Here is a 14,982-nt window from a genome sequence, read left to right as displayed (position 1 = left end):
TTTTGCCTTTTGTAAATGGCTGGTTTCATAATGTTCGAGAATTTTGCGGTTGTGTAAATCTGGGGATGGCATTTGAAAAATACGGATCAACTGGTTTTGGCTGCTGCGGCGAGCGCCGTTGACGAGGGGCAGGGCGGCTGGCTGTGCACGATTGCAGCGACATTTGGAGCATCGCCCAGGCCGCTCGGGGCGATGGCGTTTTTGGCCGCTGATGGTGCGTTAACAGGTTCGCTGTCGGGTGGGTGTATAGAGGATGACCTGTTAGAGAAGCTGGCATCTGGGCAACTCGCTGCGACTCACTGTGAGTTGCTGGAGTATGGTGTTAGCCCCGAGGAAAACGAGCGCTTCGGTCTGCCTTGTGGCGGCCGTATGAAAATATTCGTCGAGCCGCTTACCGCCGGTCATCTAGCGGATATTCGCCGCCTCTTGCTTGCCTTGGATGAGCGCAGGGCGGTGCGCAGACAGGTTGATTTGCAAAGCGGGGATTGGTCTCTGCAAGGTGTGGCGCACTGCCAAACGTTGAGCCTGGGCGAGACGACCTTGCAGCAGGATTTTGGCCCCCGCTTTCAGCTATTACTGGTTGGGGCCAACGAGCTGGCTCGCTGTATAGCAGAGCTCGCCTTAGCGATGGACTATCGCGTGCTCGTATGCGATCCGCGCGATGACCGGCGCCAGCGATGGTCTTTGCCTGCGGTTACGGTGTTGCCTGGTATGCCTGATGACGTGGTAGCCGAGCATGCCGCAGATGCTCATAGCATCGTCATTACCCTAACTCACGACCCGCGTATCGACGATATGGCCTTGATGCAGGCCTTGCGCGAAAACTGCTACTACGTCGGTGCTCTGGGTTCATTGCGAACGTCTGAAAAGCGCCGTCAACGCTTGCTTCAGCTCGACTTAAGCGCCGAGCAAATTGATCGTCTTCACGCTCCGGTAGGTTTGCCGATTGGCAGTAAGTCGGCGATGGAGATCGCTGTGGCGGTAATGGCAGAATTAACCCAGTTACGCAGCGGCAAGCGGGCGGCGTAATGGCCGCGTTGCCGTTACTGTTGCTGGCGGCTGGCCGCAGTCGTCGCTTTGGCGAACAGGACAAGCGATTTACGCCGCTACCCAAAGGTGGCGAGATGCTGCCGGCCTTAATCCGGCGGGCAGGTAAGGCGGGGGCGCAAGCTTTCGCGGTGCTGAGCGAGTCCGACCGCCATAATAACGTTGCGGCAAAGCTCGATGCGCCGTGTTTCTATGCACGCCGAGCGGAAGAAGGCATGGGCTTCTCCTTGGCCGAGGGCATGCGCGCGTTGTTGCAGCACCTCGGCTGCACGGAGGAACAGTTGCGCTCTCACACGCTGCCGTCAAGCCTGCCTGAGGCCGTATTAATCATGCCAGCGGATTTGCCGCTGCTGCGAATTACCACAATTTCTCAGCTTATTAATGCTGCCTGTGCGGACGATATTGTCGTGCCGCGCTGTCAGGGGCGGGCCGGTCACCCTGTGGCCTTTGGCAGAAAATATTGGCCGGCGCTATGTGCGGTAATCGGTACGCAGGGGGGGAAGGGAGTAATCCAAGACCCGGCGTCGACGCGTCGGTTTGTCGATGTCAGCGACCCAGGTATTTACAGCGACGTCGATACGCCAGAGCAATTGCTGGCGTTGGCTCCTCACTTCACGCCGCCGTGATCAATATTCGGTAAAAGGTCTATGAAGGCCCGCGATGCATTCGACAGACTGCGGTTGCGGTGGTGTACGCAGCCCAGGGTGCGACTCAGTTGCATGTTCTTCAGTTTCAGGGCGGTAACACTGTCATCTAGAAGGGTTTGCGGCAGGATGCTCCAACCTAACCCGATGCTCACCATGACCTTGATGGTCTCAAGGTAGTTGGTGGACATACCAATATTCATTTCCAGCCCGGCCTCATCGAACAGACGTTTGATAATTTGCCCGGTATAGGTGTTCAGTCCGGGTGGCAGGGCGGTGTGCTGGCTCAACATCTCGGCGGTAACCACGCCGGCATCACTCAGTGGGTGGTCGTTGGCGACTGCCACGGTGAGTTGGTCTTGCCACACCGGGAGGAAGCTTAGATGTTCCTCCTGGCTAGGAGATAGGGTGATCACTGCCAAGTCCATCTCGCCATGGAGTATGCGGTGGTGGGCCTGTTCTGAATCCATAAAATCAATATCCAGTTGGACGTCTGGGTATCGTTGACTGAATTCCCTCAACACCGGCGGCAGGCGGTGTAGCCCAATGTGGTGGCTGATGCCCATGGATAGGCGGCCGGATACGCTGCCGCGAAGGTCGTCTATGCGTCGGCGGGCTTCGCGGATGTCTTGAAGAATGCGCTGCGCCTCCGGCAGCAGTGCGCGACCAGCTTCGGTAAGGTGAATATGCCGGCCAATGCGATCAAATAGCTTGGCATTGAGCTGCTTTTCCAGTGTGGCAATGCGCTTGCTGATAGCTGGCTGGGTCAGGTGGAGCTGCTCGGCCGCGCCTGAGAATGAACGGCATTCGGCAACGCATAGAAACGCTTGTAGTGATTGTGTGTCCATGGGATTAAGTTTATTCATTCCTTTTTGGAATTGAAATAATAAAAAATATGAATTTGTTTTATTTTGCGTGTCTGCGTAAAATTGCCGGCAATGAGAGAAGACTGGGGGATCATTCATGGCTTCACAAACGCTTTACGACAAATTATGGGCCGCGCATCTGGTAAAAGAGCGCGATGACGGTACGGCCTTGATCTACATTGATCGCCAGCTTGTCCACGAGGTGACATCGCCTCAAGCATTTGAAGGTCTTAGGCTTGCTGGGCGTCAGCCCTGGCGCGTGAGTGCCAATATCGCAACACCGGATCACAATGTGCCCACAGTCCTTGCTGAGCGCAGTGCGGGTGTGAGCGGTATTCAAGATGAAATATCGCGTATCCAGGTTCAAACACTCGATGATAACTGCGACGAGTTCGGGATCACTGAGTTCTCGATCAACGATGAGCGGCAGGGGATTGTTCATGTTGTCGGCCCAGAGCAGGGGGCAACGCTGCCGGGTATGACTGTGGTCTGCGGTGACTCGCATACCGCAACCCACGGCGCGCTGGGCGCGCTGGCCCACGGTATTGGTACCTCTGAGGTCGAACATGTGTTGGCGACCCAGTGCCTTATCCAGAAGAAGAGCAAAAACATGTTGGTTCGCATCGATGGCAAACTCGGTGCGGGTGTCACAGCCAAAGATGTCGTGCTTGCCGTAATTGGGAAAATCGGCACTGCTGGCGGCACAGGATATGCCATTGAATTTGGCGGGCAAGTGATCCGCGACATGTCGATGGAAGGCCGCATGACCATTTGCAATATGGCCATAGAGGCCGGTGCGCGTGTGGGTATGGTTGCCGTGGACGAAACGACCATCAACTATGTGAAAGGCCGGCCGTTTGCCCCCAATGAGCAAGAGTGGGAGCAGGCGGTAAGTTACTGGCAAACGCTGCACAGTGACCCCGATGCTCATTTTGACGCGGTGGTTGAACTTGATGGCAGCAGTATCGAGCCACAAGTGACCTGGGGTACCAGCCCGGAGATGGTGGCGGCGGTCGGTGCGGTAGTCCCCGCTCCCAATGACTTTAGCGACCCTGTCAAGCGCAGTGCTTGTGAGCGGGCGTTAACGTATATGGGACTTAGCGCGGGGCAAGCCATTACCGATATCACGCTCGACCGGGTGTTTATCGGTTCCTGTACCAACTCTCGTATTGAAGATCTTCGCGAGGCGGCGGCGGTAGTGAAAGGCAAAAAAGTGGCCGAGAGTTTGAAAGAAGCGCTGGTTGTTCCCGGTTCAGGCCTAGTCAAAAAACAAGCCGAAGCAGAGGGATTGGATAAAATCTTTACTGAGGCGGGGCTGCAGTGGCGTGAGCCAGGTTGCTCTATGTGTTTGGCGATGAACGCCGATAAGCTCGGGGCGGGTGAGCACTGTGCCTCAACGTCTAACCGAAATTTTGAGGGGCGTCAGGGCTTTGGTGGTCGAACGCATTTGGTGAGTCCGGCGATGGCGGCAGCAGCGGCGATTGCAGGGCATTTCGTCGACGTGCGCGAGTGGATATAAGGAGCAAACAATGAAAGCGTTTACCCAATTAGACGGACTCGCGGCGCCAATGGATCGCGCGAATGTCGACACGGATATGATCATTCCGAAGCAGTTCCTGAAGTCGATTAAGCGCAGTGGCTTTGGGCCAAATTTGTTCGACGAGCTGCGTTACCTGGACGAAGGGCGCCCGGGCGAAGACTGCAGTCAGCGCCCGATCAACCCAGAATTTCCGCTCAATCACGCTCGTTACCAGGGTGCCTCAGTGTTGTTGGCGAGGGAAAATTTTGGTTGCGGTTCAAGCCGCGAGCACGCCCCCTGGGCATTGGAGGATTACGGCTTTCGTTGCGTTATCGCGCCGAGTTTTGCCGATATCTTTTTTAACAACTGCTTTAAAAATGGCATCTTGCCGATAGTGCTGCCGGCAGATGTTGTCGAGAATTTGTTCAGCGAAATGTACAGCTCAGAGGGCTATCGCTTGTTGGTTGACCTGCCCGCGCAGACGATTACCACACCGGCCGGTGACGTCATAAACTTCGACGTTGATGCCTTTCGCAAGCACTGCCTGATCAATGGTCTGGATGATATCGGCTTAACCCTGCAGGATGCCGATGCTATCCGCGATTTTGAGAAAAACTGGCAGCAAAAATCTCCTTGGTTGTTCCGCGAGCATCGCGCGTAAACACACTGACAAACTACATACGGGAATAGAAACGTGTCTGAACAAACTGCTCGCAAAGTATTGATGTTGGCCGGTGATGGTATCGGCCCGGAAATTATGGCCGAAGCCCGCAAGGTCTTGGAAGCGATCAATAACTCTCACCAACTCAATTTGTCGCTAGACGATGCGCTGCTTGGCGGCGCCGCTATCGACGCGGTAGGCAAGGCACTGCCGGATGAAACCTTCGAGAAATGCCAGGCTGCTGACGCCATTTTGCTGGGTGCTGTAGGTGGGCCAAAGTGGGATCAGTTGCCCCCCGCAGAGCGTCCAGAAAAGGGTGGTCTGCTAGAGATTCGCAAGCGCTTGGATTTGTTTGGCAATTTGCGTCCTGCCATTCTTTATCCGCAGTTAGCCGATGCGTCTTCGTTAAAGCCGGAACTGGTTGCCGGTTTGGATATATTAATTGTGCGCGAGTTGACTGGCGGTATTTACTTTGGCCAACCACGCGGCATTCGCGAGCTCGAAAATGGTGAGCGCGAAGGCTACAACACTTACGTTTACAACGAGTCGCAAATCCGCCGGATCGCCAAGGTGGCCTTTGAGTTGGCGCAAAAACGCGGAGGTCGTCTGTGCAGTGTCGACAAGGCCAACGTGCTGGAAGTGACCATGCTGTGGCGTGAAGTCGTCGACGAGATGGCAAAAGATTATCCGGACGTCGAGCTCAGTCATATGTATGTGGATAACGCCGCCATGCAGTTGGTGCGTGCGCCGAAGCAATTTGACGTTGTCGTTACCGGCAATATGTTTGGTGATATTCTCTCTGACGCCGCAGCGATGTTGACCGGGTCAATTGGCATGCTGCCCTCGGCGTCACTGGATGTGAATGGCCGCGGCATGTATGAGCCCTGCCACGGCAGTGCGCCCGATATCGCCGGGCAGGGTATTGCGAATCCGCTGGCGACCATTCTGTCGGTGGCAATGATGTTGCGCTACTCCCTGTCTGAGCCCGATGCTGCGCAGTGCATTGAAGACGCGGTAAGCCGTGTATTGGATAAAGGGCTGCGTACCGCAGATATCTACTCTGAAGGCTGCCAGAAAGTTGGTACAGCGCAGATGGGCGATGCCGTTTTGGCCGCTTTATCAGAAGTGTAAACACTCATCGTTGGCCGCTTGCGGCGGCTAATGGGGCACCCGCCAGTGAGTTGGCTGGTCGCCATGTAGGAAAGGAGGAATGAGTAATGAAAGTAGGTTTTGTTGGTTGGAGAGGCATGGTCGGCTCAGTATTGATGGGTCGCATGCTCGAAGAAAACGACTTTGACGGTATCGAACCACAATTTTTTACCACCTCAAATGTCGGTGGGCAGGGCCCGGACATCGGTCGCGATATCGCGCCCTTGAAGGATGCGCACGACATCACTGAACTCGCTGCCATGGACGCCATTATTTCCTGTCAGGGTGGTGATTACACGAAGGCGGTATTCGCCGATTTGCGCGCCAGCGGTTGGCAAGGCTACTGGATTGATGCGGCATCATCACTGCGTATGAGCGATGACGCCATCATCGTACTGGATCCGGTTAACCTCGATGTGGTTAAGCAGGGGTTGCAGCGTGGCGTTAAAAACTACATTGGCGGCAACTGCACGGTAAGTTTGATGCTCATGGCCGTTGGCGGTCTGTTCCGCGAGGGCATGGTTGAGTGGGTGAGTGCGCAAACCTACCAGGCGGCCAGCGGCGCCGGTGCCAAAAATATGCGTGAGCTGATCTCGCAGATGGGGAGTATTCGCGACGCGGTGGCGCCGGAGTTGGCTGATGCACGCAGTAATATCCTGGATATTGATCGTAAGGTCGCCGAGGCAATGCGCAGTGATGCTTTCCCCACACAGGAGTTTGGTCATGCGTTGGCCGGCAGCCTGTTGCCTTGGATTGACACCCAGCTTGAGAACGGTCAAAGCCGTGAAGAGTGGAAAGGTCAGGCTGAGACAAACAAAATTCTGGGTCGCGACGACTCGCCGATTGCGATTGACGGCAACTGTGTGCGCGTCGGTGCTATGCGCTGCCACAGCCAGGCATTAACCATCAAGTTGAACAAAAATGTACCAATGGATGACATTGAGTCCATCCTTGCTAGCGCCAATGACTGGGTCGATGTGGTTCCCAACGAGCGCAATGCAACACTTGAGCGGCTGACCCCAACGGCGGTGACCGGTACATTGGGCGTACCCGTTGGCCGTTTGCGAAAACTGAATATGGGCGAGCAATACCTCTCAGCTTTCACGGTTGGCGATCAATTGCTGTGGGGCGCTGCTGAGCCTTTGCGCCGGATGTTGCGCATTATCCGAGGTGATATTGCCTAATGACCCACTATGCCATTTTTGCCGCCGATAGCCTGGAGGGAAAGCACCTGCTCGAAGCGCTCGGTGAGTGGGAAGCTGCGCCATCAACGCTGCGACTATACAGCGCTGCTGCTTATGACGCTGAGCCGGCAATGTATCGTGGACGTCCGCTGGATTTTCGGCCTCTGGAAGAGGTGGATTTCAGCGCTGTGGACGTTGCGGTATTTATGCCTGGCAAGCCCTTGCCGCAGTTGGTTGATGCCGCAGAGTGTGCGGGCTGCGTGGTCGTTGATGCCGCCAATGTGTTGTCTCAGCGCGGTGACGTGCCCGTATTTTGTGCAGGCAGCGACTTGGCTGATGGGGCAAAAATTGTCGCGATTGCCGATGCGGTGAGTAGCCATGTGTACGCTTTGCTTGCGCAGCTGCCGACACCGCAGCGTATCGACTTGGCGGTCGCGCAACCCGTGTCGAGTGCGGGCAGCAATGGTGTTGAGACCCTCGCGGCAGAAACGGCGCGCCTGCTGAATGCACAGTCGCTTGAGTCCAGTCAGCTGCCAGCACAGATAGCCTTTAATGTTTTGCCGCTAACTGCCGATAATAGTGCAGATATTGAGCACAATCTGGCTACCCTGTTGACACAGGAGCGGGGTGAAATCGCGCAGGTTCACTGTCAGGCTGTGTTGGCGCCGGTGTTTTACGGCCATTGCACGTTGCTGCGAGCGGAGTTTCGTGACGCCGTGGCTGCCGCGCAATGGCGTGAGCAGTTGCTGGCAAGCGACGGGTTCCGCTTGCGTGATGGCAGCGCGGAAGCACTGGCGAGTCCGGCGGGTCTGCAGGGTAGTGAAACGATAGATATTGCTGAGTGGGCTGTCGATCGTCGCGACGAACGTGTTTTGCGCGCGACGATTGTGGCAGACAATTTGCGTAAAGGTGCCGCACTTAACATTATTGAAGCGCTTAAAATCTTGATAAAAACCGACACATAGCTAATATTTACGCTTACTATCGAAGAATAATTCTAGATAACAACGCCTGTAGTTTGCGGTCCACACTGCGAAGCTATTCGATATTCACGCCGCGCTGCGCCTCGTTTCGAGATTGACAGACGCGGTGCAGCAACGAGACGGTGGAAATATGAGCAAGAGTCTGGCCCGTGTAGCAGTATTGGTGGGCGCCATTCAAAGTGGTTTTGTGAGTGCACTTGGGGTAGGGGACATCGCCCTGGCGTCTTCGCTGAACCAGCCGTTCAAGGCCTTTATTCCGTTGCGCGAGGCCGAGGGTTTGGAAGCCGCTCAGTTGCGCGTTGATCTTGCTGACGCGTCGGCCTTCGACAATGCAGGCATTGATCGCACACAATTTCTCAATAGTTTGGACTTTATTGTCGAGGTGGGCGAAAACGGCCGCGGCCGAATTATTGTCACCACAATCCAGCCCGTTGTTGAACCCTATTTAGATTTTATTATAGAAGTTCGCTGGCCGAACGGTCGTATGCTCCGTGAATACACGGTGCTGTTGGATTTGCCTGTTTTTGAATCTGATCTTGCCCCTACCCAGGCTGCACGGGTGCCGGCGTCCAATATCTCGCCGTCACGGGCGCAGCCGTCTTCCCCGGTTACTGAGCGCGAACCTGGTGGCTCGCGCGGTAGCGTTAGCGTGGCGCCACCGGTTCCGGTGTCGTCAGTTCAAGATGATTCGGCAAAAACCCTGCAGCCGCGGCCGCTAGAAAAAAAGACCGCGTTGCCGTCGAGTGATCAAGACGGGCAATACCGAGTGCAACATCACGATACGATGTGGCAGGTGGCGGCAAAGCTTCGCCCTAGCGCCTTTGTAACAACCGAACAAACCATGATCGCGCTGCTGCGCAAAAATCCCGAGGCCTTCATTGGCAATAATATCAACCGCGTTAAGTCGGGTTACGTTCTCGAGGTCCCCAGTGAGGATGAGATTAACGCACTCGATCATGAAACAGCGCTTAAGACGATTAGGCAGCAAGCGAAAGATTGGCGCCAACGCCGGACTTCCAGCGCGGTTTCCGCAGAGACGGGTGCTGCGTCCGAGCAAAAGGCGCCTCAACTCGACGCAACAAAAAAGGCAGAACAAGCACCGGTTGATGCCGCGACCAGTGATGACGTGCGCTTCAGTATTGGTAGTGCGGGTGACACCGCGTCCAGTGAAGAGGTTGATGAGCTGCGTCGCCGACTGGTCGAAGAGCAAGAAGTGCTTGAGAAAGTACAGCTTGAGAATGCCTCCATGGCGAGCCGTGTGCGAGAGATGGAGAAGCAAGTTGATACCTTGCAAAAGCTGATTGCACTGAAAAACCGCGAGCTTGCCGCGCTGCAGGCTGGCTTGGCGGCCAATTCTGCCGACGCGGCAGAGGAAGCTAACGCCATCGCAGCTGAAATTGCCGAGGTGGAAGCCAGCCTCGAGGAAGATCAGCGCGCCTTGGAAGAGCGCGAAGCTGAGATTACTGCGGCGGCGCGCAATGCCCTTGACGCGACTGCCCTGAATACGAATGAAGAGGGCGGTGATGGCGAGCCCGCTTCTGACGCCCCCGAAGTAGCGAGCCAAGCCGCAGAGTCCGTCTCCCCAATGCCTGCTGAACAGAAGCGCTCGCCAGCGCCAGCCGAGACGCCGTGGTACCTAGTACCGCTATATCAATACGCAGCGGCAGGGCTGGGGGTATTGCTGCTGCTTCTAATACTGGTGCGTCGCCGATCTGCCGCCAACGATGATGCAGAGCCTCAGATCGAGCCACCACTCGCCGATGCCGGTGCGCTCAATAACCTGGATGCGCCCGCGGCTGAGGAATTAGCGCCTGCCGATGAGTTCGATGAGCCGAGCATTGAGGCTGACGCCGCGGCCGAAGAGGTTGCCGGTGATTTCGATTTCGACAGTTTAGATGATGACTTTTCTGAGCAGCCCAGCAGCGAATCAGCAGAAGATTCGGTGGAGGAGGCGGTTCAGCCGCAGACCGGCGACGCGATTTCAGAGGCTGAAATTTATGTGGCTTATGGTCGTTACGATCAGGCGGCGAGCTTACTGAAGAGCGCTATCGCCAATGAGCCGGAAAACACTGAGCTGCGTGTTAAGTTGCTTGATATCTATCTGGATACGCGCGACCGAGAGGCATTCCTCGAGGCCTATCAGCAGCTAGAGATGCACGGCGATGCCGATGCGCTGGCGCGTGTTAAAGAGTCGATGTCCGCTATCGAAGGTGTTAGCGGTTGGTTGAGTGAGGAGCCGACGTCAGCGGTGACCGAAGAGCTGGAGTCTCTCGATAACCTAGATGAAGAGCTGGCCTTCCTGGATGGAGAAGATCACCGCGAGGATGATGACAGCGAGGCCGAACCAGCCCTTGGCGACGAGGCGGACGCCACGCTGATGCCAGAAACTGATCCGGATTCGGCAGCTGGTGCTGAGGAGCTCTCTCTGGGTGATGATTCCAGCGCTGGCAGCGAAGCGGCAGTCGACGAGCCGGTTTTGGGAGGGCTCGAGGACTTTGATTTTGGTTCCGATGATAGCCTCGACGTCGATGGTGGTGACGAGTTGGCATTGGACGCATTAGCGACAGAAGGTAGCGACCTTGAGTTAGACGACGGTAGCTTTAATGCCTTGGAAGAGCTTGGTGAGTCTGATCTAGACCTGAGAGAGTTATCCGTTGGCGATGACGCTGTTGCAGAGAGCGACACTATTGTTGAAGGTGATGATCTAGGGGCAGACCTCAGCGACTTTGACTTTAGTTTAGAAGACAGCGATCTCGGTGAGTCAATATTGAGCACTGATGATAGCGAGCCCCAACCGGAGGTGGCGGCTGAGGAGTTGTCTGATCTGGATGATCTCGACGCCGCATTGGCGGACCTGGATGCCGAGGTAGAGGGTTTGTCACTGGCCGAGGATGCGGGCGCGGATACCGAGGACCAGGCCATTGAAGCCTTGGTCGATGCCGCCGATGCCGATGCTGATCAGGAGCCGCTAACGTCAACCGATGGCGTGGCGCTCGACGAAGCTCAGGGTGACGCCGACGAGGTCGGTGCGCTGAATTTGGATGACTTGGTTTTTGATGAATTCTCTGCTGATTCGGCCGAGGAGGACATGCCTGAGTTGTCAGACAGTGATGATATTGCGAACAAGCTGGATCTCGCCCGCGCGTTTATCGACATGGGCGACGAAGACGGTGCCCGGGATATTATTAATGAAGTGCTGGAGGCGGGTAGCGACGAACAGAAAGCGGCAGCCCAGGCATTAATGGAGCAGTTGAAGTAACATTGAGCACGCCTAGTTTCGAGCCGCAAGCATTCGAGCGCGCCGATACCGAAACGCTACCTGAAGGAACGCGCATAGCTATGGCGCTGGAATATCAAGGTGGCGCCTATCGGGGTTGGCAGAGCCAGGACAAGCCAAAGGTTGCAACCATTCAAGACGCGTTGGAGTCGGCCCTGTCTTCCGTTGCGGCTAGCCCGGTAACCTTGATTTGTGCGGGTAGGACCGATGCAGGCGTTCACGCCAGTCATCAAGTCGTTCATTTCGATGCCCCGGTGGGGCGCAGTGTAAAGGCGTGGCACGCGGGCTGTAATGCCTTGCTTCCCAAGGATATCGCCGTGCGCTGGGTGCGCCCTGTAGCCGGTGATTTTCATGCCCGTTTCTCCGCAACTGCACGCCGTTATCGCTATGTTATTTTGAATCAGCTGCGGCGTTCAGCGCACTTAGTGGGCGGCGTTACCCATATCGATGTGCCACTGGACGAAGCCTTGATGCATCGAGAGGCGCAAGTGTTAGTGGGTGAACAGGATTTTAGCGCTTTTCGCGCGGCGTCTTGCCAGTCCCAGAGCCCGATGCGCAATATTCATTACGTCAACGTGAGCCGTCATGGCCGTTACGTGGTGATAGATATTCAGGGCAATGCCTTTCTTCACCACATGGTGCGCAATATCGCCGGTGTCCTGGTGGCGGTAGGAAGTGGGGCGCAGCCCGCTGGTTGGACCGCACAAGTGCTTGCCAGTCGAGATCGCAGTCAAGGGGGCGTCACGGCTAAACCCCACGGCCTGTATCTTGTAGATGTGAATTACCCTTCCGAGTTTGATCTCCCACAGCTATCGCCAGGGCCGGAATTTATCCGCTCATTCGGTGCTGAATTTGCGGCAGACAGGCCGTAAATTTGCTAGTATTTCCAGCCTTTAATAGCTTGGCTGAATCTGAGTGTTTCGAACCCGCGTAAAAATTTGTGGCATTCGCCGGCTGGAAGATGCGCAAGCCGCAGTCAACGCCGGTGCGGACGCGCTGGGCTTTGTTTTTTATGAAAAGAGTCCGCGGTCAGTGAGCCCTGAACAGGCTGCTGACATCATTGCGCAACTGCCCGCCTTTGTTACTAGCGTTGGTTTGTTTGTCGACGCACCGATCGAGGTATTGCGAGATACCTTGGCCGCATGCCCACTCGACCTTGTGCAGTTTCATGGCAATGAGTCGCCTGAGTTCTGCGAATCGCTGGAACATCCCTATATGCGTGCACTGCGAATGCGAGAAGGGATGGACGTGAGTGGTGTTGCCTCAAGTTACAGCGGCGCCCGGGCCATTCTGCTCGACAGCTACAAGCCGGGTGTTCCAGGTGGCACGGGCGAGGTCTTCGACTGGCAAAAGATTCCGGAGCAAAGGGCATTTCCGCTGTTGTTAGCCGGTGGCTTGAACAGTGAAAATGTCGGCGCGGCGATTGCGAGTTGTCGTCCTTGGGCAGTGGATGTCAGTGGCGGAGTGGAAAGTGCGCCCGGTGTTAAGTGCGCCGGGCGTATTCGGCAGTTTTTTCAAGCGGTCGCAGAAGCAGACCGACGGGAGTATTGAGTGAGTAAGCAGCACGAACACGTTGATTTTAGCCAGTTCCCCAACGCGGAGGGGCATTTTGGCCCTTATGGTGGCCGATTTGTGTCGGAAACGCTGATTTTCGCCTTGGATGAACTTGCTGAGAATTACCAGCGCTTGAGCCAGGACCCTGAGTTTCGGGCAGAGTTTGATCGCGATCTTGCCTACTACGTAGGCCGACCATCGCCGCTGTATCACGCTGAGCGCTGGTCTCGCGAAGTAGGCGGGGCGCAAATCTACCTGAAACGTGAGGACCTAAACCACACCGGGGCTCACAAAGTTAACAACACTATCGGGCAGGCCCTGCTCGCAAAGTACATGGGCAAAAAGCGCGTGATTGCTGAAACTGGCGCCGGCCAGCACGGTGTTGCCTCGGCGACCGTTGCGGCCCGACTGGGTATGGAATGCCAGGTCTTTATGGGCGAAGAGGATATTCGTCGGCAGGCGCTGAATGTATATCGGATGAAATTACTCGGTGCCGAAGTGATCTCGGTTAAATCGGGTTCACGCACGCTCAAAGATGCGATGAACGAAGCGATGCGCGACTGGGTTACCAATGTAGATGATACTTTCTACATTATCGGTACGGCGGCTGGTCCGCATCCCTATCCGATGCTGGTTCGTGATTTCCAATCGGTAATTGGTCGCGAAGCGCGTGAGCAACACCTGGAGCAGACGGGCAAACTACCCGATGCCCTGGTGGCCTGTGTCGGCGGTGGCTCGAATGCGATTGGTTTGTTCCACCCCTTCCTCGATGATGAATCCGTGGCAATGTACGGTGTAGAGGCGGGTGGGCACGGTGTTGCCACCGGTGAGCACGCCGCGCCGCTCAGCGATGGTACCCCCGGGGTATTACACGGCAACCGCACCTATCTGATGCAGGATGAGGCGGGACAGATTATTCATACGCACTCGGTATCAGCGGGTTTGGATTACCCCGGTGTTGGCCCCGAGCATTCATGGTTGAAAGACATTGGCCGTGTTAACTACGTGGCGATTAATGACGATGAAGCGCTTGATGCCTTCCGTAAGCTCACCCTGGTTGAAGGTATTATGCCTGCACTAGAGTCCAGCCACGCCATCGCTTACGCGGAGAAGTTGGCCGCAACAATGCGCCCAGATCAAAGCATTGTTGTGAATTTATCCGGGCGCGGAGACAAGGATATTCATACGGTAGCCGGCATTGACGGTATTGGAATTGATTGACGGGGAAGGACATTGAGTCGTCTAGCGAAAGTATTTGAACAACTTGCCGAGCGCGGTGCTAAAGCCCTGGTGCCGTATATTGTTGCGGGTGATCCTGCGCCGAAGCATACGGTCTCGCTGATGCATGCGCTGGTCGACAGCGGTGCAGACATTATTGAGCTGGGGGTGCCATTTTCAGACCCCATGGCTGAGGGGCCAACCATTCAGCTGGCTCACGAGCGCGCGTTGGAACATCATGTGTCGCTCTCCCAAGTATTGGACATGGTGGCCGAGTTTCGCCAAACCAACGCGGATACCCCAGTGGTGTTGATGGGCTACACCAACCCGGTTGAGCACATGGGCTACTCGCATTTTGCTGAGCGCGCCAAGCAGGCAGGCGTCGATGGGCTGCTCACCGTCGACATGCCCCCTGAAGAAGCCGGGGAAACCAGTCGATTGTTGCGTGACGCCGGTATGGATAACATCTTTTTGCTGGCGCCAACGAGTAGTGATCAGCGCGTTGCGAAAGTGGCCGCTTTGGCGAGTGGTTACCTGTATTGCGTGTCGTTAAAGGGCGTCACCGGCGCGGGTCACTTGGACATAGACAGTGTGCGTGAACAAATGCAGCGCATTCGCCAGCATAGCGACCTGCCGGTAACCGTTGGTTTCGGTATCAAAGACGGTGAGTCTGCGTCGGCGATTGCGCCTTTGTGTGAGGGCGTTGTGGTCGGTAGTGCACTGGTAGACCGTCTTGCCAAATGGGATAACGCTGCAGATACTGACAAACAAATAGCGGAGGCGGTGTCACTGATCGCCGATATTCGCAAAGCCATTGATGCGGTAGCCGACGCTTGAAGCGGCGCCACAGTAAAAACTAAAAGCAGATAACAGACAGGAA

Annotated in this window: 13 protein-coding genes; 12 read left to right on the top strand and 1 reads right to left on the bottom strand. The window is 55.9% G+C overall.

What is annotated here, in order from left to right:
• Nucleotides 1-72 precede the first annotated feature (72 nt).
• Together H573_RS17635 and H573_RS0108700 are read left to right on the top strand one after the other, a co-directional pair.
• Nucleotides 73-1,029, top strand: coding sequence for an XdhC family protein (locus H573_RS17635; protein ID WP_036256178.1), 957 nt, complete (start codon nt 73-75; stop codon nt 1,027-1,029).
• On the top strand, nt 1,029-1,673 hold the full coding sequence (locus H573_RS0108700) for a nucleotidyltransferase family protein (RefSeq protein ID WP_027873922.1): 645 nt from the start codon (nt 1,029-1,031) through the stop codon (nt 1,671-1,673). Before H573_RS17635 ends, H573_RS0108700 begins: the two co-directional genes overlap by 1 nt.
• On the opposite strand, the gene H573_RS0108695 is transcribed toward H573_RS0108700, so the two are convergent.
• Nucleotides 1,655-2,539, bottom strand: a complete 885-nt coding sequence (locus tag H573_RS0108695) for a LysR family transcriptional regulator (RefSeq protein WP_027873921.1) — start codon at nt 2,537-2,539, stop codon at nt 1,655-1,657. The two genes, H573_RS0108700 and H573_RS0108695, sit on opposite strands and share 19 nt — an antisense overlap.
• Before the next feature lie 115 nt (nt 2,540-2,654).
• Here H573_RS0108695 and leuC point away from each other — a divergent pair, with 115 nt between their 5' ends.
• From leuC to trpA, 10 genes are all read left to right on the top strand, one after another.
• On the top strand, nt 2,655-4,076 hold the full coding sequence (gene leuC / locus H573_RS0108690; RefSeq protein ID WP_027873920.1) for a 3-isopropylmalate dehydratase large subunit: 1,422 nt from the start codon (nt 2,655-2,657) through the stop codon (nt 4,074-4,076).
• A gap of 10 nt (nt 4,077-4,086) precedes the next feature.
• Nucleotides 4,087-4,737 (top strand): 3-isopropylmalate dehydratase small subunit, encoded by a 651-nt coding sequence (gene leuD / locus H573_RS0108685; protein WP_027873919.1) that lies wholly within the window; start codon nt 4,087-4,089, stop codon nt 4,735-4,737.
• Nucleotides 4,738-4,800: 63 nt separating this feature from the next.
• Nucleotides 4,801-5,868 carry a 3-isopropylmalate dehydrogenase gene (leuB, locus tag H573_RS0108680; protein WP_036256176.1) on the top strand — a complete coding sequence of 356 codons (1,068 nt, stop codon included), beginning with the start codon at nt 4,801-4,803 and terminating at the stop codon, nt 5,866-5,868.
• Nucleotides 5,869-5,954: 86 nt separating this feature from the next.
• Nucleotides 5,955-7,070: an aspartate-semialdehyde dehydrogenase gene (asd, locus tag H573_RS0108675; RefSeq protein ID WP_027873917.1), complete on the top strand. Its 1,116-nt coding sequence runs from the start codon at nt 5,955-5,957 to the stop codon at nt 7,068-7,070.
• Nucleotides 7,070-8,035, top strand: coding sequence for an Asd/ArgC dimerization domain-containing protein (locus tag H573_RS0108670; protein ID WP_027873916.1), 966 nt, complete (start codon nt 7,070-7,072; stop codon nt 8,033-8,035). Before asd ends, H573_RS0108670 begins: the two co-directional genes overlap by 1 nt.
• A gap of 148 nt (nt 8,036-8,183) precedes the next feature.
• Nucleotides 8,184-11,312 (top strand): FimV/HubP family polar landmark protein, encoded by a 3,129-nt coding sequence (locus tag H573_RS18985; protein WP_027873915.1) that lies wholly within the window; start codon nt 8,184-8,186, stop codon nt 11,310-11,312.
• A gap of 2 nt (nt 11,313-11,314) precedes the next feature.
• Nucleotides 11,315-12,202 carry a tRNA pseudouridine(38-40) synthase TruA gene (truA, locus tag H573_RS0108660; RefSeq protein ID WP_027873914.1) on the top strand — a complete coding sequence of 296 codons (888 nt, stop codon included), beginning with the start codon at nt 11,315-11,317 and terminating at the stop codon, nt 12,200-12,202.
• 43 nt (nt 12,203-12,245) lie between these two features.
• Nucleotides 12,246-12,881, top strand: coding sequence for a phosphoribosylanthranilate isomerase (locus H573_RS0108655; RefSeq protein WP_027873913.1), 636 nt, complete (start codon nt 12,246-12,248; stop codon nt 12,879-12,881).
• Entirely contained in the window at nt 12,882-14,105 is a 1,224-nt protein-coding gene (gene trpB, locus H573_RS0108650) for a tryptophan synthase subunit beta (protein WP_027873912.1), read from the top strand.
• Nucleotides 14,106-14,117: 12 nt separating this feature from the next.
• The gene (trpA, locus tag H573_RS0108645) at nt 14,118-14,939 is read left to right on the top strand and encodes a tryptophan synthase subunit alpha (RefSeq protein ID WP_027873911.1); all 822 of its coding nucleotides are present in this window, start codon (nt 14,118-14,120) and stop codon (nt 14,937-14,939) included.
• Nucleotides 14,940-14,982 lie beyond the last annotated feature (43 nt).

The organism is Neomelitea salexigens DSM 19753 (genome assembly GCF_000422345.1).
In the GTDB taxonomy this organism is placed as follows: Bacteria; Pseudomonadota; Gammaproteobacteria; order Pseudomonadales; family Spongiibacteraceae; genus Spongiibacter; species Spongiibacter marinus_A.
Note: the sequence above shows the minus strand (reverse complement) of the source record. Positions and strands in the feature narration are given on the sequence as shown.